This is a genomic window from Sphingorhabdus arenilitoris (assembly GCF_042651485.1).
GTDB classification, from domain to species: Bacteria; Pseudomonadota; Alphaproteobacteria; order Sphingomonadales; family Sphingomonadaceae; genus Sphingorhabdus_B; species Sphingorhabdus_B arenilitoris.
Map to the genome: position 1 here is coordinate 44,716 of NZ_JBHSDH010000012.1, position 22,808 is coordinate 67,523.

The following is a 22,808-nucleotide window of genomic DNA, read 5'->3' on the forward strand; positions in this document are numbered from 1 at the left end:
ATGGCTGTTACATTTGGAGCAGCAGAGGAGATAACCTGATCGCGGTTTTGTTGGACGCTGCCGACAGTCCGGTTTTATGACAAATATTGGGAAATCAGAAGTTGGTTCAGCTGGACACCCGCAATAACTATCATTTTGTCGGCGTGAAGGATGGGGTGGCTGCGTAGGCCAGCAGAAGCCCGTTATTGAAGGGCTATTCGGAGGTCTTTTGGCTCTTTTTTGCTTTTCGGGAACGCTTTACCGGATTTCAGGCGTAGTTACCCCGGTGCTGCCCTTCTTTCATGGAAGATCAGGCGGTCGAAGTTGTAGGCGAGGTTGGCAAGTGTCATTTTCGCCTGCGCCCGGGCAAGACCAATAGTGCGGATGTAGAGGCCAAAGCGGCATTTCTGGTGTGCAAAGACATGCTCTACTTTTGCCCTGATAGCAGATTTTGCCGCATTGGCCCGGGATGTATGTTCGGGCATGGGCTTGCCCTGCGGCTTCTTGCGGTGGATGCGGCTTTTGAGCATATGTTGCGTTAGCCAGCCCTCATTCTTCTTTGAGCGATAGGCGCTGTCGGCCCAGACATCGCTGGCTGTGTTGTTTGTGTCGATGACATGCCTCAACTGCCGTCCGTCGCTATGCGCCGCCGAGGTCACCGCGCCCTTACGGATAAAGCCGTAGCGCCGGTCGATGCTGATATGGCTCTTGTAACCGAACACCGGCGTTGCAATCTGCGGCAAGGGCGTGCCATCGGGCCGGTAGCGCACTTTGCCGCCCATCTTTATCGTCCAGCGGGCATCAACATCTTTTTGATGCGCCTTATGCGGCTTACCCCGCCATATCTGCTTTGCGCTTCTGCCTGCCTTGATCGCGGCCTTTTCGTCTTCTGTATTGCGCTGCTTGGGCGCAGGGACCAGCGTGGCATCGATGATCTGACCGCCCATCGCGAGGTAGCCCTGTGCCTGCAGCTGCTGCTCAAAGGCCTGCATCGCCTCGGCAAGTGCACCGCTTTCCATAAGCCGGCTCCTGTAATGCCGGATGGTGTTCTCGTCCGGCATCACCCCGCCAAGGTCAAAGCCGAAGAAGCGCATCCAACTTAACCGGTCGCGGATCATATATTCCATCCGCGCATCCGACAGATTATGCTGCGCCTGCACCACCAGAACCTTGAACATCGATACCGGATCAAAGGCGGGACGGCCGCCCTTCGCGCCATCCGAATAACCCAGACCCTTCACCAGCAGCCCGCGGAATATCTCAAAATCCACAGCCGCAGCGAGCACCTCCAGCGGATCACCATCATCGCTCAACCGCTTCAAATGTTCAGACAAAGAAAACAGATTGGGCAAATGCATCGGAATATCTCCTCTGCTACCCATGAATCACATATCACCCCTCAAAGCCAGAGGTTATTGCGGGTGTCCAGCTTGACGTCAGGTCGCCGGACTGCACGGTTACAGGGATATACGCAATGGAGAATCAAATTCCAGAACTACGAGTCACTTTCAAATGTGCGATAGAGTCAATTTCACTGGAATCAGTAGGCTCAGTACTAGACATTCGGCATTGCGCACCTGATTTATAAAATTGCCTATTTCAGGGCTGGCTTTGATTGTTTTCCCTGAAAGCAGAGAATCCTACGCGGACATGGCAGGCAGGCTTGGTGAGCAGCAAACGACAATTTGTTGCTCGTTTGCTGCTCACTCTTGTTGATTTGAACTGGCCTTGACGGTGAACGGCTTTCGGCGGGAATCGCTTTCCGGTACTGGTCTTTTAGGCTCAGAGACAATGGGTATTTTAGCCCTGATATATAAGCATTTCGTTCGCTATGGAGACCACAGGTCGGTCTCTCATATCCCGAAAACCGCCGCAATAGCGGGCGTCGCGGTCGGCCACTAAGTCATTGTATATAAAAGAGAAAATGCTGGAGGCCCGAGCCGGAATCGAACCGGCGTGCAAGGATTTGCAGTCCTCTGCGTCACCACTCCGCCATCGGGCCTCTTGCACTGCATTGATGCGGAGATGGGCCGAATAGCGGGTGATCGCGTGCATTGCAAGCCGCCAATGCGGGAGCATGCGCAAAATTTTGGTGTGTGGCGCGGATATGACGCTTGCCGGTTAAAATAGGCGGTTTGTTTGAATCCCGCTTGGCCTTTGGCTTGCGCCTGTCTAAAAAGCCTTAGCTGTATTGCATATACAATACGGTTATGCCATTAAGCGTGGTATTTCACCCTATAAACAGGGCCGTTGTAACAAGATTTCGATAAAGGTATCCCATGTCCAGTTCCAATTTTTCCGGCGCCCGTAAAGCGATGATTGACAGCCAGCTGCGCACCAGCGGGATAAACAGCGCTTGGGTCATTGCCGCTATGGGCCGCACCGCAAGGGAAGATTTTGTCCCGGATAGCCGCCGCGATATTGCCTATATGGACCGCACTATTCCGCTGACGAACGGGCGCGTTTTGAACCCGCCGCTGGCCACCGGTTTGATCCTGCAAGAAGCGGATATTCAGCCATCGGATAAGGTTTTGCTGATTGGCGGGGGCAGCGGATATATGGCGAAATTGCTATCTGACCATGTGGCGAGCCTTGTTGTGGTGGAAAGCGACGAAGCCTTAATGGCGCAAGCGCAGAAAAATTTGGGCAGCGCCGAAAATGTGCATTTCGTATCCGGCGATCTGGCCCAAGGTGCGGCGGATAAGGGACCATATTCAGTTATATTGATTGACGGCGGCGTCGCGCAATTGCCCGATATGTTGGTCGATCAACTTGCCGATGGCGGCCGCATTGTTGCCGGTATGATGGACGCGAGCGTCAGCCGGATCGGATATGGCGTCAAACGCGGCGGAAAAGTTGCTCTGCAATCCTTCGCCGATTGTTCGATCGCGCCGCTCCCCGGATTTGAGCGTGCAGAGGAGTTCACATTTTGATTTCTGCTCAACGGTTTCGCACGAAGGCCTTGTTTGTAACGGCCGCATTGATTTGTGTTCCCATGTCTCCTGTTTCGGCGGAGACGTTACGTGATGCATTGGTCGCGGCTTATGAAACCAACCCGACGCTGACCGGTGCGCGGGAAGGGCAAAAAGCAACCGATGAAGGCGTGCCGCTGGCCAAGGCCAATGGCCGGCCCAATGCGTCGGTTGATGCGACTTATACGGAAAATGTTATCAATAGCGCCGGTGCCTTTGCACAGGGCCGCAGCTTCAGCGGTGTGGGTACGGTGAGCGCCCCGTTATATCAGGGCGGTGCCGTTAAAAATGCGGTTCGGGCGGCGGAGACGCGGGTGCAGGCTGGGCGTGCCGGACTGCGCGGCGCGGAAAGCCAAATTTTCTCGGCCGTCGTCGGTGCTTATATGGACGTGATCCGCGACGAATCGGTGGTCGAACTGAACAGGGCGCAGGTCGGCGTGTTGCAGGTCAACTTGGAAGCGACCAAGGACCGGTTTGAAATTGGCGATTTGACCCGCACCGATGTCGCGCAATCCGAAGCGCGCTATGCACAGGCGCTATCGGGGCTGGAAACCGCCCGGGCAAATTTGATTCGGTCAAAAGAAATTTATATTCAGCTTGTTGGCCGCGTACCCGGTGATTTGGAAGCGCCGCCGCCGCTGCCTAATTTACCGGATAATCCGGATCAGGCGGTCGATATCGCGGTGGACAATAACCCCGACTTGATAGCGGCCCGGGAACAGAGCCAAGCGGCTCGTTTCGACCGGAAAGCTGCGGCGGCTTCGCGCTTGCCAACAGTCAGTGCGTTTAGCCAATCGACCTATAACAACGCATTGGGATCACAATCGGCGCAAGCGCAGGCCTTTCGGGACAATGCCACATTTGACAATAGCATCGGCATCCGCGCGACCATCCCGCTATATCAAGGCGGGCGACCAGCGGCGCAAATACGGCAATCTCAGGCCCGGTTGGGGCAAGCGCAGGAGCAGGAGATCGCCGTCGAGCGTGACATTATTGCGCAAACCCGCGCCGCTTATTCCAGTTGGCAAGCGAGCCTGGAAGTGATTGCCTCGTCCCAGCGTGCCGTGGCGGCCAACGAATTATCGCTAGAGGGTGTCCGCGCGGAAAATAGCGTCGGCAACCGAACCATATTGGACATATTGAACGCAGAGCAAGAATTGCTGAATAGCAAAGTGAATTTGGTCACTGCGCGGCGCAATGCCTATGTCGCGGGCTTTACTTTGCTCGCCGCGATGGGCCGCGCAGAGGCGCGCGATTTGGGGCTAGAGGGCGGTGCGCTGTATGATCCGGTGCAATATTATGACAAGGTCGATGGCAGCTGGAATGATTGGTCATCCAATCCCGACCCAGACGTAAAGGCAACCCGCACCATTGACACGCCTGCGCAAAAGGCCGAAATAGAGCCACTGGCCGACGTTGCCGCTGGATATCAAGCGCAAAAGCCAGAGGAATAACGTCGGGCGGGAAACAGGATAATGGGGCGGATTGAATTATGGTGAATAACCGCAATGAACCTTCGATGGATGAGATTTTATCGACGATTAAAAAGATAATCGCCGATGAGGACCGAGCGAAAGCTGGACCGAAAGCCAAATCCCCACCGCCTGGCGCCAAACGGGATAGCGACGAAATATTGGAATTAACTGAGGCTGAGGAAGCAGAGGCCGAGTCCTTGCTTGATGCGAATAAAGCACAAAATCTCGCGCGGAGTTTTTCCACATTGCAAACCCTGTCCGAACCGGGTGCAGCGCCGCAAATCGTGAAATCGGGTGAAACATCGTTGGAAGGTCTGGTGCGCGAAATGATGAAGCCGATGCTCAAACAATGGCTCGACACCAATTTGCCGGTGATTGTTGAATCGATGGTCGAACGCGAAATCGCGCGGATTACGAAAAAGGGATAGGTAGCTTACCTAGCTGGCGATGCGTAATTTTCTTGCGCGCGCATGAAACGCCGATTAGCTTTCGGGTTATGAAAAGCTATATCTCGACATCGCTCGCCGCGCTGGCCATCGCCTCCGCTCTTTCCGCAATCCCCGCCGCCGCCCGTCCGATGACAGAGACGGATTTGGCCACGCTGAAACGGCTGGGATCGCCAACGGCATCGCCCGATGGCAAGATGATCGCTTATCAATTGCGCGAAACTGATTTGGCGGCGAATAAGGGAAAGCTGGACCTGTATATCGTTCCCGTCACCGGCGGTGAGCCAGTGCAAATTGCATCCAAACCCGATAAAAACGAACATAGCCCGGCCTTTTCACCCGATGGCCAATATCTCTATTATCTCAGCAATGAGAGCGGGTCGGACCAGCTATGGCGCGCACCGGTCGCGGGCGGGCAGGCTGCGCAGATCAGCGATTTCAAAACCGATATTGCCGGATATAAATTGTCCCGCGACGGCCGCCGCGTTGCCATTTGGGGCGATATTGCCAAGGACTGCCCGACCTTTGGCTGTGACAAAGATGGCGACCGGTCGAAACCCGGCCCGGGCACAGGGCGCGAATATGATGAATTATTCGTGCGTCACTGGGACGCGTGGGAAACGCCTGGAAATTACAGCCGCTTATTCGCTTTTGATATTGGCGCAGACGGCAAATTGGGCGAAAGCGGCGTGGCGATGGACCGGGGGGTGACCGGCGACACCCCAACCAAACCATTTGGCGGCGGTGAAGAGGTGGAATGGAGCCCCAGCGGTGATGGCTTAATCTTTGCTGCGCGAAAGGCCGACGCCAATGAACCGCGCTCGACCAATATCGACCTTTATGGCGGCGACGTGGCGGGCAATGACGATGTGTTTAATTTTACCGCCGATAATCAGGCAACCGATACGCTTCCCGCGGCATCGCCCGATGGCAAATATCTCGCCTACGCCGCCATGGCGCGGCCGGGATATGAGGCCGACCGGCTGGTCGTCCACTTGCTGGATATGGAAGCGGATGAGCAGCCGAAACCGATTGCCCTGACCCAGGACTGGGACCGCAGCGTCGGCAGCATCGCTTGGGCACCGGACGGCAAAAGCCTATATGTCACGGCGGATGAAATACTCGACACGCCTTTGTTTCAAATTGACCTGAAAGGCAAAGTCACGCGTCTGACCGGGGAAGGCCATGTCAGCGCGGTCCTGCCACTGCCCGATGGCAGCGTCGTGTACGGCATGGACAGTCTGCACGCGCCGACCGAATTGTTCCGGCGCGATAAAAAGGGTAACGTCACCCAAATTACCGACGTCAATGGCGCCGTGTTGCAGGAGATTGACCGCGTCACGGTGCAGCGTTTCAATTTCAAAGGCGCAAATGACGAAGTGGTTTGGGGTCAGATTATCAAGCCCGCGACCCGCCCCGAAGGCGGGGCACAGCTGCCTGTTGCATTCGTCGTCCATGGCGGACCGCAGGGCAGTTTCGGCAATAGCTGGTCATTCCGTTGGAACCCGAAAGTCATGTCGGCGCAAGGCTATGCCGTGGTTACCGTCGATTTCCATGGCTCCACCGGCTATGGCCAAGCCTTCACCGACAGCATAAATCAGGATTGGGGCGGAAAGCCGCTAACCGATCTTAAACTCGGCCTTGCTGCGGCGGGGCAGGTGGATACGGCGATCGACACGGCCAACGCCTGTGCGCTCGGGGCATCCTATGGCGGCTATATGATGAATTGGATTGCCGGCAATTGGAATGACGGCTTTAAATGTTTGGTGACCCACGCAGGCGTATTTGACCTGCGCGCCATGGCGTTTGAGACAGAGGAGCTATGGTTTGACGAATGGGATCATGGCGGCCCTTGGTGGGCGCGCAAGGATGCGGAAAAATGGAATCCGGTCAATCATGTCACCAAATGGAAAACGCCGACCTTAGTGATCCACGGCGAAAAAGATTTCCGCATCCCCTATAGCCAAAGCCTCGCCGTCTTCACCGCGTTGCAGCGGCAAGGGATACAGTCAAAGCTGCTGATCTTCCCCGATGAAAATCACTGGATATTGAAAGCACAGAATAGCATCCAATGGCACCGGACCGTCTTTGATTGGTTGGCGCAGCATTTGAAGCCGCAAGCGGACAAGGAATAAGCGCGAGCGACCCCGCTTTGAGACGCCCCAATGGAGCCTGCCAAAGCGGAGTTATCATTTTTACCCCAGCCGCCCCAAGGCGGCCTGTAGCCTTTCGGCTTCTGCGGATTTTTCGGTCAGATCGGCGCGGGCTTTCTCTACCGCTTCGGGCTTTGCGCGTTCAACGAAATTGGCATTCGACAGGCGGCCTGCCAAAGATTTGGCTTCCTTATCCGCCGCCTCCATCGCCTTGGTCAGCCGCGCTTTTTCCGCCGCAATATCGATAATGCCTTCCAGCGGCACGGTGATCGTTTCGCCGTCCACCACCAGCTGCATCGACGCGCCTGCGGGGGCCTCGCCAAAGCTAGCGCTGCCCATGCGGGCGACCCGTTCGAGCGTTGCGGACAGCGCAGCCACCTTGCTTTCCATCGCGGCAGGGAACCAGCAATCGAGCTTTGCCCCCGGCGAAATGCCCAGCTCATTCTTCGCGCTACGCATCGCGCTGGTGAAGGCGATGATCCAGTCAATCTCGGCCTTCGCCCCGGCACAGACCGCAGCACGCGGCGCAGGCCATTTGGCGACAATCAGATCATAGTTTCGTTCGCCCAGAGCGTGCCACAACTCTTCGGTGATGAAGGGCATAAACGGGTGTAGCATGACGAGTATCTGGTCAAGCACCCACCCGGCCACGCGGCGGGTTTCATCGGCATGGTCCACATTGTCGCCCTGCATAACCGGCTTAATCAGCTCCAGATACCAATCGCAGAAATTGTCCCAGACAAAATGGTAAATCGCATTTGCCGCCGCATCAAAACGCAAATCGGCGAGCGCCTTGTCGAGCGCGGCCTGACATTCCGCAACCTCGCCTATGATCCATCGGTTAACCGCGAGCGTCGCGGGCGGCGCGGCCAGCGTGTCCGATCCACCAATGCCATTGCCATGCGCAAAACGCGCTGCATTCCAAAGCTTAGTCGCGAAATTGCGGTATCCTTCGACCCGCTTGTCATCCATTTTAATGTCGCGCCCTTGGCTCTCCATCGCGGCCATGAAAAAGCGCAGCGCATCGGCGCCATATTGGTCAATCAGACCTAGCGGATCGACAACATTGCCCTTGGACTTCGACATTTTCTGACCATCGGCGGCGCGGACCAGCCCGTGGAGATACAGCTTGCGCCACGGCACATCCTTCATGAAATGAATACCCTGCATCGCCATCCGCGCATCCCAGAAAAACAGGATGTCAAAACCGCTGATCAGCAGATCGTTAGGGTAATGTTTGGAAAGCAGCGAGGGCGTGCCCACCCCGCTGCCACTAACTTCGCCTGCGGCGTCGTAAGTCTCGCTCCCCTCCCGCTTGCGGGAGGGGCTGGGGGTGGGGGGAGTGTCCACAAGAGCAGCGCTGGCGTTAGAAGCCCCCTCTCTTTCCGCAGCTACGCTGCTCCCTTCTCTCCCCTGAAGGGGAGAGAGATTTTCCTCCGGCCAACCCAGCGTGCCAAAAGGCCACAGGGCGCTAGAGAACCATGTGTCGAGAACATCAGAGTCCTGCGTGAGTTCAACCGCATCACCCGCCAACAGCTGCGCCGCAGCTTGATCCTCGGCGACATAGAAATTGCCATCCGCATCATACCAAGCCGGTATCCTATGCCCCCACCATAGCTGGCGCGACACGCACCAGGGCTGGATATTTTCCATCCAGTTGAAATAGGTTTTTGCCCAGCTTTTGGGGACAATCTCAATCGCGCCGGACTTCACTGCCTCAATCGCGGGCTGGGCCAGCACGTCGGCCTTCACATACCATTGGTCGGTGAGCCACGGTTCGATCACCACGCCGCCGCGGTCGCCAAAGGGCGTGGCGATGGTGCGCGGTTCGGCGTCATGCGCTTCGTTTTCGCCATCTTTGTTCTTGGTGATATGCGGGATCAGGTAGCCTTGCTCCTTCAACCGCTGCACGACCAGCTCACGCGCGCCGTCTACCTTGTCGCGGCGGAAGCGGTGCAGGCCGATATATTCATCTGGCACAAGCCCGTCTGCCGTCTGGCAGACATTCCCCTCGGCATCGAGCATATTGAGCATATCGCCGGGCGCAAAGCCCGCGCGCTTGCCAACCTCAAAATCGTTGAAATCATGCCCCGGCGTGATCTTCACCGCGCCGCTGCCCAATTCCGGATCGGCATGTTCATCGGCGATAATCGGCACACGGCGGCCGGTGATGGGCAGGATGACATGCTTGCCAATGACGCTTTGATAGCGCGGGTCCTCGGCATTCACCGCGACCGCCATATCGGCGAGCATCGTTTCGGGCCGCGTGGTGGCGACCTCAATATAATCCTGCCCATTATCTAAGGTGACGCCGTTACCATTTTCATCGGCGGCGAGCGGATATTTGAAATGCCAAAAGCTGCCCCTGACCTCCTGCGTTTCCACCTCAAGATCGGAAATCGCGGTTTTCAGCTTCGGGTCCCAATTCACCAGCCGCTTGTCGCGGTAGATCAGGCCTTCATTATACAAATCGACAAAGACCTTGATCACCGCCTTCGAAAAATGCGGGTCCATGGTGAACTGCTCGCGCGACCAATCCATCGAGCAGCCCAAACGGCGCAGCTGCCGCGTAATAGTGCCGCCGCTTTCCTCTTTCCATTGCCATACTTTTTCGATGAAGCCGTCGCGGTCATAATTGGTCCGCTTGTCACCGGCGGCCTCCATCTGGCGTTCGACCACCATCTGCGTCGCGATGCCCGCATGGTCGGTGCCTACAACCCATAGCGCATCCTTACCGCGCAGCCGTTCATATCGGATCATCAGGTCCTGCAGCGTATTGTCGAGCGCATGGCCGATATGCAGCGACCCCGTTACATTGGGCGGCGGGTTGACGATGGTGTAGGGCGCGGCATCGGGGCGTTCGGGACGGAACAGGCCGCGATCTTCCCAATGGCTATACCATTTGGTTTCAATTGCGGCGGGGTCAAAATTTTTGTCGATAGAAGCTTTTGTCATGGGCAGGGCCATAACGTGAAGAGCCGCCAAGGGGAAGCCGCAGTTTGCGGAAAAAATGGGGCGATAATCCCACGCGGTGCCGCCTGCTAAAGGCCGAAAACACCGCGCGGGAGATATGCGATCAAGCAAATTTGTTGATCAGATTTTCCAGCATTTCCTGACGCCCGGAAACTTGTTTCGGGCTGATATTGCCGTTCAAGGCATAATCGGCAACGCTGGCAAGGTCCGATTTGCCGGACAATATGTCTTGGCCAAATGCCTCTTTCCAACCGGCATAGCGTTGTTCGACAAAGCCATCGAGCGTGCCGTCTTCGATGATCGCAGCGGCGGCCAGCAGGCCTTTGGCAAGCACGTCAACGCCGCCAACATGGGCATAGAACATATCCTGCGGATCGATGGATTGACGGCGCACTTTGGCGTCAAAGTTAAATCCGCCTGTGGTAAAACCGCCGCCTTTCAGCAGGTGATAGATGACGAGCGTTAATTCTGGCACGCTATTGGGGAATTGGTCGGTGTCCCAGCCATTTTGCGGATCGCCCCGGTTAATATCGATCGAACCCATAATGCCATAAGCGTTGGCAACTGCGACTTCATGTTCAAAGCTGTTGCCCGCCAATGTCGCGTGGTTTGCTTCGATATTGACCTTGATCTCTTTTTCCAGGCCGTAATGTTTCAGGAAGCCATAAACCGTGGCAGTGTCGCGGTCATATTGATGCTTGGTCGGTTCATGCGGTTTGGGCTCAATCAGGATCGTGCCATCAAATCCGATTTTATGTTTATGTTCGACAACCATATTCAGAAAGCGGCCGAGCTGATCCATTTCCTGACTCAAATTGGTGTTTAATATAGTGTCATAGCCTTCACGGCCGCCCCACAGGACATAGTTCGCCCCGCCCAGTTGATGCGTGACTTCCAGCATCGAACGCACCTGATGTGCGGCCCAGGCAAAAATTTCGGGATTGGGATTGGTCGCCCCGCCGGCGGCATAGCGCGGGTGGCTGAAAAGATTGGCGGTGCCCCACAAAAGCTGCACGCCGGTTTCGGCAATCTTGCCTTCCATCTTCGTCGCAATCGCCTCCAGCTCGCGGCTATACTCGGCGGGCGTGTTATGCGCGGCCATCGCGTCGACATCATGGAAGCAGTAAAAAGGCGCGCCCAATTTGGTGAAAAAGTCAAAGGCATTGTCGAGCTTTATCTGCGCCAATTCTGGGGTAACCAGCTCGCCGGGATGCCATGGACGTTCAAATGTGCCCGCGCCGAAAATGTCATTCCCTGGCCAAGCAAAGCTGTGCCAATAGCATACCGCCCAGCGCAAATGATCGCGCATCGATTTGCCGAGCACCATTTGATCGGCATCATAATAGCGGTAGGCCAGCGGATTATTGCTGCTGGTGCCTTCAAATTTAATTTTCTCTACGTCTTTGAAATAACTCATGTTCAATCCTTCCTTCATGTCTCAAAATAATGGGCGCAGCGTGCTGTATAAGCTGCGGAATTTGTGGAGCCGTTCGCTGCAATCGCGCTGCGGGTGATAACGGGCGAGTTCAGCTGGCTTAGTGCAAATTTCCTCTGCGCTGCCGCCGCCGACGCAAAGCTGTGCCAGCCGCGCCGCGCCATAGGCCGGGCCAAGCGCCGCGCCGTCGCGGTAGACAAGTGGCAGGCCAATGCTGTCGGCCAATATCTGCGCCCACCAAGATGAACGCGATCCGCCGCCAATCACCGACAGTTCATCAAGATCCAGCGCGAGCGCATCAAGCCCGTCGCGCAGCCCAAAAGCCACGCCTTCCAGCACCGAAGCGATCAAAGCCGCGCCGTCGGTATCATGGTTCAGCCCGAAAAAGACGCCCAGCGCATTGGGGTCATTATGCGGCGTGCGCTCCCCCGACAAATAGGGGAGGAATATCGGGGTATCATCACGGTGGCCCCGTTGTTCAGCCGCCGCAAGCGCCGCCGGAACATCGGTAAAGCCCGCCAGCTTTGCCGCCCAATCGAGGCAGGCCGCGGCGGACAGCATCACCGACATGACGTGCCAGCGGCCGGGTAGGGCATGGCAAAATGCATGGACGCCGTTTGCCGGGTCGGGCCGGAATCCATCGCCCGAGGCAAAGATCACGCCCGATGTGCCCAGACTTAAAAATGCATCCTTGGCATTGATGACGCCTGCGCCAACCGCGCCCGCCGCTTGGTCCCCGCCGCCGCCTGCAACCGGTATCACAGGTAGGCCAAGGCTTTCGGCAATGGCGGGTAACAACACGCCGCCCGACTCGCTTCCTTCGATCAGGCCGGGCATTTGCGCTTCGGTGAGGCCCGTGGCGGCCAGCATTTCGGCGGACCATGTGCGTTTGCCGACATCCAGCCACAGCGATCCCGCAGCATCCGACATATCGGACAATTTTTCACCGGTCATGCACAGACGGATATAATCTTTGGGCAGCAGGACCATTTTGACCTGCGCAAAAATATCAGGCTCATTGTCCCGCACCCATGCCAGTTTCGGCGCGGTAAAGCCCGGCATGGCGAGGTTGCCGGTATGCTCGCGGGCGGCGGCATCCAATAGCGCACATTGCGGCGCGCTGCGTCCGTCATTCCACAATATGGCGGGACGCAGCACGGCGTCAGCTTCGCCGAGCAAGACCGCACCATGCATTTGCCCCGACAGGCCGGCACCGCGCAGTTGACCGCGTAAATCGGCGGGCAGGGCAAGGATCGATTCCTGCACCGCATTCCACCAATCTTCGGGATTTTGTTCCGACCATAATGGCTGCGGACGCGAAATGGGCAGGGCAACGGTTTTTTCCGCCACAACCGCGCCGTCATCCGCCATGATGATCGTTTTGACACCTGATGTGCCAATATCAATTCCCAACCACATTATTCCGGCTCCTGCACAATAAATTCAACTTGTCGCTCTGCGCGCTCGCCGGGCATCAGCCAGCATTGGCCACTGTTTTCCTCTGGCAGGTCGCTATTCACCGCATCGGGAATATGGCTGACCGGCTCGACACAGAAATAATCCTCGCCCTGCGGCAAATAAACATGCGCAAATTGATTCAGCCCGTCTGTTTTCATCGTCAGCCGCCATGCAGGCGCAGTGATGACGATATCGCCGCCCCCGCTGCGCGCATAACAATGGTCAATGAAGCTGCCGTCAAACCAGTCTGGCTGGGCATCATAGCTTTCATAGCCATCCGGCAAACGGTCCGCGCCGTTATTCCACCGGCCTGCAACCGGCATCGACAAATGGGCGCCGCCGCGCGGGAAATAGGGGTGCAGGCCGAGACCATAAGGCATTTTGCTCTGCGCCCGGTTGGTTATCGCGATTCGGTGGATATAGCCATTATCGGTCAGCTCAAAATGCTGTTCGGCGTCATAGGCCCATGGCCAGATGCTGCCATCATGGCTTTGCATCAGCGCCGCCGACGTTTCATCCGATGCCGATATGTGCCAAGGGGTGATCCATCCCAATCCGTGCAGGCTATGCTCGCCGTCGGCGGCTTCATGAGTCATCGGCAAAGTCACATCTTGGCCGTTCGCTGTAAAGCGGCCGTGGGCAATCCGGTTGCAATAGGGAATGAGCGGAAAATTGGAGAGTTTAAGGGGGTCAGAGCCGTTATCTGCGGGCCGGAAAATGTCATGACCGCGCCAAGTAAAGCGGCCAATGCCGCCGCCGCGCTCGGGCAAAAGCTGCAGGCAAACATCGTCTTTGTCCAACGCTAAGCCCAAAATATCCTCCCTCGTATGATATACACGAAACTGCCCCCAAAACAGCTTTGTCACAAAAGCATTGACTCGCTACAAAGGGGAAGTCAAACAAAATACGGTAGCGCTACCATAATTATCCATTTGGCGGTTTCGGGAGCGTAAATTTGGGAGAGAATAATATGCAGGATCAGCAAATAGGAGGCGAAACCAACTTCGCCTTCATCACCCTGATCGTCGGAGTGGCGACGATTGGCGGTTTCTTATTCGGCTTTGACAGCGGCGTTATTAACGGCACTGTCGATGGCCTGAAAATTGCTTTTAATTCAGATAGCATCGGCACGGGTTTTAACGTTGCGTCGATGTTGCTTGGCTGCGCCGTGGGTGCATTTGCCGCTGGGCGTTTGGCGGATCAATTTGGACGGCGTATGATCCTGCTTGCGTCGGCGGTTTTTTTCCTGATTAGCGCCTGGGGATCGGGCATCGCGGTGTCATCCACCGAATTCATCATTTACCGTGTCATTGGCGGCTTTGCCGTTGGCGCTGCCAGCGTGCTCGCGCCGGTTTATGTCAGCGAGGTAACCCCTGCCCATATGCGCGGCCGTTTATCGAGCATACAGCAGATCATGATCATCATCGGTTTGACGGCGGCTTTTTTATCCAACTATCTGTTGGCCGGAATTGCAGGATCTTCGACCGCGAAATTCATGTGGGGATATGAAGCCTGGCGGTGGATGTTCTGGATTGAAATGGCACCGGCGGCTCTGTTTTTCGTGGCCTTGCTATTCATCCCGGAAAGCCCGCGCTATCTGGTTTTGAAAAAACAGCATGATAAAGCCCAGCAGGTTCTGACTCGCCTGTTTGGCGCAGCAGAGGCAGAGCGTAAGGTCGCGGCGATTGAAGCATCGTTGGCCAGCGACCACCAACCGCGGCTGTCCGACCTGTTGACGCCCACTGGCGGCGTCCGCAAAATTGTGTGGGTCGGCATCGGCCTCGCAGTTTTTCAGCAGCTGGTTGGGATCAATGTCGTTTTCTATTATGGTGCGGTTCTGTGGCAAGCGGTCGGCTTCAGCGAAAATGACGCGCTGGCGATCAATGTGCTCAGCGGCACTTTGTCGATAGCGGCTTGCTTGATTGCCATATTGGTTATCGACAAAATCGGACGCAAGCCATTGCTGATGATCGGCTCGATCGGGATGACGATTACATTGGGCGCAATGGCGATCGCATTTTCCACCGGCAGTTTTGACGGCGAAAAGCTGGTGCTGTCGGATAATGCCGGTCTGGTCGCGCTTATTGCCGCCAATGCCTATGCGGCTTTGTTCAACCTAAGCTGGGGGCCAGTTATGTGGGTCATGCTTGGCGAAATGTTCCCCAACCAGATTCGCGGATCGGGCCTTGCGGTCAGCGGCTTTGCCCAATGGGTTGCCAACTTTGGTATCACTATGACATTCCCGATTATGCTCACCTCCATTGGCCTTATGGGAGCCTATGGTTTTTACGCCATCAGCGCGCTGATATCGGTGCTGTTCGTGGCGAAGCTGGTATATGAAACCAAGGGCCGTGAATTGGAGGATATGGAAGGATAAGCTTCCTGCCATATAGGATATAGAAAAAGCCCGTAAGTCATTTGACCTACGGGCTTTTTTATGACCGGTGCTGTGCCGGATAAACCGGCGGCGTGTTATCCCGTGATGGTCAGCGTTGCGGTTTCAAAGCTTTCGGAGCTGTTGCCGACCATGATATCAAATTCACCCGGTTCGACCACGCGCTTCATATTGATATCCCACATTTGAAACGCCTCTGGTCCCAATTTGAAGCTGACATTCTGGACTGTGCCCGGCTGCACGGTGATGCGTTTAAATGCTTTCAAATCTTTGACCGACCGGGTCACAGAGCTGAATTTGTCACGGATATACAGCTGCACCACTTCGTCACCGGCAACCGCGCCGGTATTTTTTACCGATACGGTCACGGTGACATTGCCGTCCGTTCCAATGCTGCTGGCTGATAATGTCGGTTTTGAAATGGTAAAGCTAGTATAGCTGAGCCCGAACCCAAACGGATAGAGCGGCGATTTGTCGGCCAGCACATATCCGCGCCGTGCCGTTGGTTTGTGGTTATAGAAGAATGGTAGCTGCCCTACATTGCGCGGGAAAGTAACCGGCAATTTGCCGCCGGGATTGACTTTGCCGAGCAGGATATTGGCGAGGGCATTGCCGCCTTGTTCACCCAGATACCAGCTTTCCAGTATCGCATTCGCTTCATTGGCGATTTTTTCGATCGCGGGCGGACGGCCATTGACCAGCACGACCGTGATCGGCTTGCCCAATGCTTTGAGCGCATCAAACAGCTCTTGTTGTTCGCCGACCAATTCCAAACTGTCGCGGTCGCCCAAATGATTTTCCGCCCAACCTTCACGGCTGGTTTGCTCGGTATCGCCCAGTGTCAGGATAATCTGATCCGCGTCCTTGGCCTTTTCCACAGCTTCGGCAATCATTTTCAAATTGTCTTCGCGCGGTATCAGGGTGACTTTATCTTCATACCAATCATCGCTTTCGGTGATCTTCACACCTTGGGCAAAAACGATATTCGCTTTATCGCCCACCGCTGCCTTCATGCCGTCAAGCAGCGACACTTTATTGCGCGGAATGCCGAGATAACCGCCCAGCCGTGCAATATTGGCGCTGGGTCCGATGACAGCGATCGTTGGTTTTTGCCCGGCTTTTCCGTTAAGCTTCAGTGGCAACGTGCCGTCATTTTTCAGCAGCACGACCGACCGTTCCGCCGATGTCCGGGCCAATGTAACCGCTTCGGCATTATTGGTTAGCGCCTTGGCCTTGGCGGCGTCGCCATAGGGATTTTCAAACAGGCCAGCGTTGAATTTCAATGTCAGCATCCGCCGCACCGCCATATCGACGTCGGCCTCTTTCACCTTACCTTCGCGCACCAGCTTCACCAGTGTTTCATAAGACGCACCATTGGGCAAATCCGTATCCACACCGGCATTCAGCGCGAGCATGGCGGCTTCTTCCTTCGTTGCGGCAATTTTGTGGCGGCTAATCATTTCGTCGATGGCAAAATAGTCGCTTACGACCATGCCCTCAAATCCCCATTCACCGCGCAGCACATCATGGAGCAGCCATCTGTTGGCATGGCTTGGAACCCCGTCAATTTCATTATAGGACGCCATGACTGCTTCAACATGGGTGCGTTTCACCACTTGTTCAAAAGGCGGGAAGAAATATTCGCGCAGCACGCGTTCCGAGATATTGGCGGGGCCCACGTTGGTGCCGCTTTCGGGTTGGCCATGGCCGGTCATATGTTTCAGCGTCGCAAATACTTTCCCATCGGGCAACTTCCCCTTGGTGCCAACGCCTTGCAATCCATTGACCGCAGCAACGCCCATTTCGCTGACCAAATAGGGGTCTTCTCCAAAAGTTTCTTCGAACCGGCCCCACCGCGGGTCACGGGCCACATCGACCACAGGTGATAAAACCAGACTGGACCCGCGCACCCGAATTTCGCGGGCAATCACATTATTGATCTCCTGCACCATGGCCGGGTCCCAGGACGAGGCCATCGCAATCGCTTGAGGAAAGCTGGTCGCGTTCACAGCGGCATAGCCGTGCAGGCCCTCTTCATGCATCAACACAGGTATGCCCAGCCGGGTTTTTTCGGTCGCATATTTTTGCACCGCATTGATCAGGCGGACCGTGCCCTCTTCGTCGCGCCATTTTGACGCCAATGGTGACGCCGGACCTTTATCGTCGCTGGGGCGGGTAAACTGGCCAATGCCATTGGGGAATAACTTCGCGAATTTTTCCGGTGCAAATTCGCCTTGCTCATCCATGATATCGGGCTTTTGCTGCCAGATGGTCATCATCTGAGTGACTTTTTCTTCCAAAGTCATCCGGGCCAGCAAATCCTCCACCCGCGCTTCCACGGGCGCGCTCGCGTCCTTATACAGCGGCGCTGCGGCGGTACTGTTCTGGGCCGCCATAATGTCCTGCGCAGAAACAGCAGACGGCACCGACAGCGCACAGACCGCAGCCGACAAGGCGTATTTCCATTGACGATGTATCATATTCTCTCTCCCAATTGCTATTTGTGGTAGCGCTATCAAAATATCAATGTTGCGTCAATCGGGTAGCGCTGGCAATGCTATGCACAGGAATGCGCCAAAGGTATGCGGTTATCAAATGCCATATTCGGGGGCATAATGGGGAAGGGTCTAACTTGCGCAAACGTCGCACCTTAAAACAGCAGGGCGGGCCGCGTCACGGCCGGCTGACGATCGATGATGTCGCGCGCGAAGCCGGCTTTTCGCCCATGACGGTGTCGCGGGTGATTAATGCCGACAGTAATGTGAAAGCAGCGACCCGCGAGCATATTCAAAAAGTTATCGCCGAAATGGGCTATAGCCCCAATGCTGCGGCGCGTTCCTTGGCGGGCGGGCGCGAAAGGCGGATCGCACTGATCTATCAAAACCCTAGCGCCGCTTATCTCAGTCGGGTTTTATTTGGCAGCCTCGAACGGGCGCGTAACTTGCACGCGCAATTGGTTGTTGAAGATTGTGGCTCGGGGCGCGATGCGAAAAAGGCGATAGACGGGCTGTTCGCGTCGGGTGTGGAAGGGGTCATATTAACGCCGCCCTTGTCCGATGACGAAAAATTGCTGCGCCATTTGATGAAGAATAAACATCCGTTTGCGGTGGTTGCCAATTGGAATCCTGAAGGCGAAATGTCGGTTGTCTATATTGATGATCGTTCGGCCGCTCGCCGGATAACCGAATATCTATTGTCACTGGGACATCGCCATATTGCCATGATCGAAGGCCCAGAAGGGCAAAAGGCCAGTAGCGAAAGGCGCGCAGGATATGGCGATGCGCTGAATGCAGCCGGGATCGAAATTGATCCGTCGCTTATTGAAGCTGGTGCCTTCACTTTTCGGTCCGGCATGGTTGCGGCGGAAAAATTAATGGCGTTACCGCATCCGCCGACAGCAATATTTGCGGCCAATGATGATATGGGGGCAGGGGCGATTACCGCGCTGCACCGCATCAACCTGAATGTCCCAGATGACGTGTCGGTATGCGGCTTTGATGATTCGGATTTCGCCAAATCGATTTGGCCAGAGCTGACCACGATGCACCAACCTATTTCGGATATGGCAGCAGAAGCGGTGGAGCAGTTGGTCACCGGCCTGAAAAGCTATTCCAAAATTAACGGCTGGCCGCGCGGCGAAACCGAAATGGCGGTTAAATTGGTCAAACGGGCCTCTACCGCGAAGTTGAAAAGGCAAAAATAGCTGTCCTACAAGGGGGCAGATATTGTAGTCGGCTCAAGTGATGACATATCTTCCGGCACGAAACCCTGTAAGAATTCTGGGCCCCTTGGGGTTGGCAACTTTCGCCAGTGTCACCGAATCAGGACGGCGAGCGAATATCAGTTATATGACCCGCCTTTTTCTATTTTTGCTTTTGCTCATAACGCCGTGGATGGCGGTTCAGGCGCAATTGCCCGGGGCGCCGCTTAACGTCCCTGCTACATTGGAAGCCGAAACGATGACTCCCGCGCCGGGCGGCGAGGTGACGTTGGCCTTTGTGATGCGGCCAAAACCCAAATGGCATGGCTATTGGGAAAATGGCGGCGATGCAGGTGTAGGCATGAATCTGCAGTGGGACTTGCCCCCAGGCGTCACGGCTCAGCCGCTGCGCTATCCCGTGCCAAAGACACTGATCATCGCGGGGTTGATGAATTATGTTTATGAAAAACCCTATGCGCTGCTCGCCAATTTGAAAATCGATCCGTCGGTGCCAATGGGAACAAGGATTGCCGTAAAGGTGCGCGCGAACTGGCTCGCCTGTGATGACCGTGTATGCGTGCCGGAGGGCGATGATCTGTCGGTCAACCTGACCGTTGGAGATGGACGGATCAGCGCGGATCGGCGCAGCCGGTTTGACGGCTATCGCGCGGCTTTACCGGTGCCGTTGGATCAGAAGGGCAGGTATCGTATCGACGGAAAGATGATTGAAATTGCCGTGCCCTTTCCGGCGGATGCCGATATTGGCGCCCCTTATTTTTTCCCAAAAACCGAAAAGCTATTCGCCTATAGCGCGGCGCAGAAGGCCCGGCGCAACGGCGATATGGTGATTATCCGCACCGGCGTGGACAGCTATAATATCGCCAGCTTTGGCGGCGGCGACGTGAACGGCGTCTTGCGTTACGGTGAAGGGCGCGGGGTCATTGTAACATTACAAAACGGCGCGATTCCAACCGGAGGCACGCCGATTTTGGATGACCAAGCGGCGAGCGGCAAAGCGCCAGAAAATTTCCTGGTGATATTGGGACTGGCATTGCTCGGCGGATTGTTATTGAACCTGATGCCCTGCGTTTTCCCGATATTGGGGTTAAAGGCATTGTCGCTGGCCAAAATGGGCGGCGACGCGGCGTCGGCAAAGCGCGATGCGCTTGCCTATAGTGCCGGCGTGATTTTGGTCTGCCTTGCTCTTGGCGCCGTGATGCTCGCGTTACGGGCAGGCGGCGAGCAGATAGGCTGGGCCTTTCAGTTGCAGGAGCCCCGCGTGGTGTTGCTGCTCCTGCTGATGATGACGGCCATTACCGTCAACCTATTTGGCGGATTTGAACTGGGCAGTATCGGCGCGGGCAGCGGCTTGGCCGGGCAATCGGGTGTGGCTGGAAGCTTTTGGACCGGCATATTGGCGGCATTGGTGGCAACGCCGTGCACTGGCCCGTTCATGGCGGCGGCCCTTGGCGCGGCATTGCTGCTGCCGGTGCCGCAAGCATTGACATTATTTGCTGGGCTGGGCCTCGGGCTCGCATTGCCTTATCTGGCGATTGCCTACGTTCCCAAGGCGCGGGCCATGCTTCCCCGGCCGGGACCATGGCTGCAAAAATTCAGGATGTGGATGGGCGTGCCCATGGCGTTGACCGCTGCGGCTTTGGCGTGGCTCTTGTGGCGGCTGTCTGGGCAAAATGGTCTGTTCATTGGGCTGAGCGCGGCGGTTCTATTGACCGTGATCCTGCTGTTTTATGGCCGGATGCAATATCGGCGGACGGGTAATGGCCGGGGCATTATGGCTGCAATGGCGGCGGGCGTAATGCTATGCACGGGGGGTGCTTTTGTGGCGCTGCCCGCTGAACCGGTCCCGGCGGTGCAGCAAGGCGCCGACAATATCTTGGCAGCTGAAGACTACAGCGCGCAGCGGTTGGCGCAATACCGGCAAAATGGCGATCTGGTTTTTGTCTATTTCACCGCCGATTGGTGCGTGACGTGTAAGGTGAATGAGGCATCGTCGATTGATCGCGCGGAGACGGCGCGGGCCTTCAAAAAAGCCGGGATCAAAGTTTTGGTCGGCGATTTTACGCGCGGCGATGCGGAAATTGCCCGGACGCTGTCGCAATATAACCGGCCGGGCGTACCGCTCTATCTCTATTTTCCAAGGGGCGGGGAGGCTCAGATTTTACCGCAAATTTTGACAGTAGATATGTTAGCTAACTTGGCCGAAAAAAAGGAAACAGAAACAAGCCTTTAATCGAAGCGGCACGATGCGTTATGCCGGATCTTACCCCAGCGCCTGCTTCTGCTTCCCAAGGTTCGGCAAGTTGCGACCCTAAACGTCTTGCCGAAGAATAATGTGCCAACGGGCGGGAAAACGGGGACAGACCAAGTTGAGGTGCGACATTGTTATCAATGCCGTGATCTGCCCCCGCCCCATTCACCGGCAAGTTGCGACCCTAAAAGGACTCGCCGGAAATTTCGATCCGCTTGACCAGATTTGCCCCAATCACGGCAATCCCCCGAGTGCCAGTGATCCCGGTCAAGGGAACCGACCGCTCGAACACGAGCGATTGGAAACCGGGGTTTGCGTCGACATCTTCTTGATCGTTCGCGGGCTCCGGTACAGTTACGACCGCCACTTCAATGCCCCAATAATCGGGCTGGTCGTGATAAAATCGAGGAGCAAGTTTGACTTCGAAATCGCCTGCGGGCAGTTCCCCGCGCACCCACAGATAAAGGCTATCCTGAAAAGGAACCTTTCTGAGTTCGGCCGTTTCAAAGTCAATGATGCGCCCGTTCGGCACGCTCGAAAGCGAACCGCTGGCCGAGCTGTTCATATCCCGCTCCATAGTTGGTAATTTTATGTCGCAACAGTGACTGCTTATTTTGCGTCACTCTTATTATGGAAATGGTTATACAGGAGTGTATCTGACAGTAAAGTGAACAACGTGTAAAACGTCGTATCATAGCGTAACGCACTGAAATTATGCGCGGAATAATTGTGCAGTGCAGCAATTTCGGGAAAAACTATGACATGCTTGTCATATCATGGAACAAAATGACCTTTAATTCATGCTCAGTCTTGATTCGCTTCAACCCAATTGAGGCGTTTTGAATCCTTTATCGGCGCAATAAGCGCGTGGCGGCAATGCAACGCCGCCGCAAAATATCTGGCCAATGTGCCAAACCGCTTTATTTGCTTGCCGTTTGCGGATAAAGTGCGGCAGGATTTAATCATCAGGAGTTACGACTATCGCTGTTCCCAATACCCGCCGCGGGCCGACACCACCAGTAAAGGGCGGACCGCGTCACAATGAATTCATCACTAGCGAAAAAGTCCGTGTAATTGACGGCGACGGTGAAAATCTGGGTGTGTTATATACCCGAGAGGCGATCGAACAGGCCGCAGAGGCTGGACTGGATCTGGTCGAAGTATCGCCAAACGCAAATCCGCCCGTCTGCAAATTCCTTGATTTTGGCAAATATAAATTTGAGGCTCAGAAAAAAGCCAATGCCGCGCGTAAATCTCAAAAAACGCAGGAAATCAAAGAGATTAAAATGCGCCCAAATATCGACACGCATGATTATGATGTGAAGATGAAAAAGGTGAACCAATTTATCGATCACGGCGACAAGGTGAAAATCACCTTGCGTTTCCGCGGGCGGGAATTGGCGCATCAGCAATTGGGCATGCAATTGCTGGAACGGGTGCAGGAAGATACAAAAGAAACCGCCAAGGTAGAGGCGCATCCCCGGATGGAGGGGCGTCAGATGCTAATGGTATTATCGCCAAAATGAACCGAGTTGGGCCAGCGTTGTCTGACC

At 55.7% G+C, this 22,808-nt stretch carries 15 protein-coding genes and 1 tRNA gene; 8 read left to right on the plus strand and 8 right to left on the minus strand.

The window, feature by feature from the left end; all coding sequences use genetic code 11:
- Positions 1-257: 257 nt before the first annotated feature.
- Positions 258-1,337, minus strand: a complete 1,080-nt coding sequence (locus ACFOWX_RS03355; RefSeq protein ID WP_381421574.1) for a transposase — start codon at positions 1,335-1,337, stop codon at positions 258-260.
- Positions 1,338-1,907: 570 nt separating this feature from the next.
- Positions 1,908-1,981 (minus strand) — tRNA-Cys (locus ACFOWX_RS03360).
- Positions 1,982-2,258: 277 nt separating this feature from the next.
- On the opposite strand from ACFOWX_RS03360, the gene ACFOWX_RS03365 reads away from it, so the two are divergent.
- From ACFOWX_RS03365 to ACFOWX_RS03380, 4 genes are all read left to right on the plus strand, one after another.
- A complete protein-coding gene (locus ACFOWX_RS03365; protein ID WP_381421305.1) occupies positions 2,259-2,912 on the plus strand; it encodes a protein-L-isoaspartate O-methyltransferase family protein in 654 nt (217 codons plus the stop codon).
- Positions 2,913-2,974: 62 nt separating this feature from the next.
- A complete protein-coding gene (locus ACFOWX_RS03370; RefSeq protein WP_381421576.1) occupies positions 2,975-4,405 on the plus strand; it encodes a TolC family outer membrane protein in 1,431 nt (476 codons plus the stop codon).
- A gap of 38 nt (positions 4,406-4,443) precedes the next feature.
- Positions 4,444-4,854: a DUF2497 domain-containing protein gene (locus ACFOWX_RS03375; protein WP_381421307.1), complete on the plus strand. Its 411-nt coding sequence runs from the start codon at positions 4,444-4,446 to the stop codon at positions 4,852-4,854.
- Between the two features lie 68 nt (positions 4,855-4,922).
- Positions 4,923-7,007: a prolyl oligopeptidase family serine peptidase gene (locus ACFOWX_RS03380; RefSeq protein WP_381421309.1), complete on the plus strand. Its 2,085-nt coding sequence runs from the start codon at positions 4,923-4,925 to the stop codon at positions 7,005-7,007.
- 60 nt (positions 7,008-7,067) lie between these two features.
- Here ACFOWX_RS03380 and ACFOWX_RS03385 read toward each other — a convergent pair whose 3' ends face one another.
- From ACFOWX_RS03385 to ACFOWX_RS03400, 4 genes are all read right to left on the minus strand, one after another.
- Positions 7,068-9,980: a valine--tRNA ligase gene (locus ACFOWX_RS03385; protein WP_381421311.1), complete on the minus strand. Its 2,913-nt coding sequence runs from the start codon at positions 9,978-9,980 to the stop codon at positions 7,068-7,070.
- A 121-nt stretch (positions 9,981-10,101) separates the two neighbouring features.
- Complete coding sequence (xylA, locus tag ACFOWX_RS03390) at positions 10,102-11,421, minus strand: xylose isomerase (protein WP_381421313.1); 1,320 nt, start codon at positions 11,419-11,421, stop codon at positions 10,102-10,104.
- A gap of 15 nt (positions 11,422-11,436) precedes the next feature.
- The gene (gene xylB / locus ACFOWX_RS03395) at positions 11,437-12,852 is read right to left on the minus strand and encodes a xylulokinase (protein ID WP_381421315.1); all 1,416 of its coding nucleotides are present in this window, start codon (positions 12,850-12,852) and stop codon (positions 11,437-11,439) included.
- Entirely contained in the window at positions 12,852-13,703 is an 852-nt protein-coding gene (locus ACFOWX_RS03400) for an aldose 1-epimerase (protein WP_381421317.1), read from the minus strand. Before ACFOWX_RS03400 ends, xylB begins: the two co-directional genes overlap by 1 nt.
- A gap of 158 nt (positions 13,704-13,861) precedes the next feature.
- Between ACFOWX_RS03400 and ACFOWX_RS03405 the strand changes: the two genes are divergently transcribed.
- Complete coding sequence (locus ACFOWX_RS03405; protein ID WP_381421319.1) at positions 13,862-15,268, plus strand: sugar porter family MFS transporter; 1,407 nt, start codon at positions 13,862-13,864, stop codon at positions 15,266-15,268.
- 95 nt (positions 15,269-15,363) lie between these two features.
- On the opposite strand, the gene ACFOWX_RS03410 is transcribed toward ACFOWX_RS03405, so the two are convergent.
- Positions 15,364-17,766 (minus strand): glycoside hydrolase family 3 N-terminal domain-containing protein, encoded by a 2,403-nt coding sequence (locus ACFOWX_RS03410; RefSeq protein WP_381421321.1) that lies wholly within the window; start codon positions 17,764-17,766, stop codon positions 15,364-15,366.
- Positions 17,767-17,918: 152 nt separating this feature from the next.
- On the opposite strand from ACFOWX_RS03410, the gene ACFOWX_RS03415 reads away from it, so the two are divergent.
- Together ACFOWX_RS03415 and ACFOWX_RS03420 are read left to right on the plus strand one after the other, a co-directional pair.
- Complete coding sequence (locus ACFOWX_RS03415) at positions 17,919-18,989, plus strand: LacI family DNA-binding transcriptional regulator (RefSeq protein WP_381421323.1); 1,071 nt, start codon at positions 17,919-17,921, stop codon at positions 18,987-18,989.
- A 145-nt stretch (positions 18,990-19,134) separates the two neighbouring features.
- The gene (locus ACFOWX_RS03420) at positions 19,135-21,237 is read left to right on the plus strand and encodes a protein-disulfide reductase DsbD family protein (protein WP_381421325.1); all 2,103 of its coding nucleotides are present in this window, start codon (positions 19,135-19,137) and stop codon (positions 21,235-21,237) included.
- Positions 21,238-21,439: 202 nt separating this feature from the next.
- Here ACFOWX_RS03420 and ACFOWX_RS03425 read toward each other — a convergent pair whose 3' ends face one another.
- Positions 21,440-21,820, minus strand: a complete 381-nt coding sequence (locus ACFOWX_RS03425) for a hypothetical protein (RefSeq protein WP_381421327.1) — start codon at positions 21,818-21,820, stop codon at positions 21,440-21,442.
- Positions 21,821-22,235: 415 nt separating this feature from the next.
- Between ACFOWX_RS03425 and infC the strand changes: the two genes are divergently transcribed.
- A complete protein-coding gene (infC, locus tag ACFOWX_RS03430; protein ID WP_381421578.1) occupies positions 22,236-22,781 on the plus strand; it encodes a translation initiation factor IF-3 in 546 nt (181 codons plus the stop codon).
- Positions 22,782-22,808: the final 27 nt, after the last annotated feature.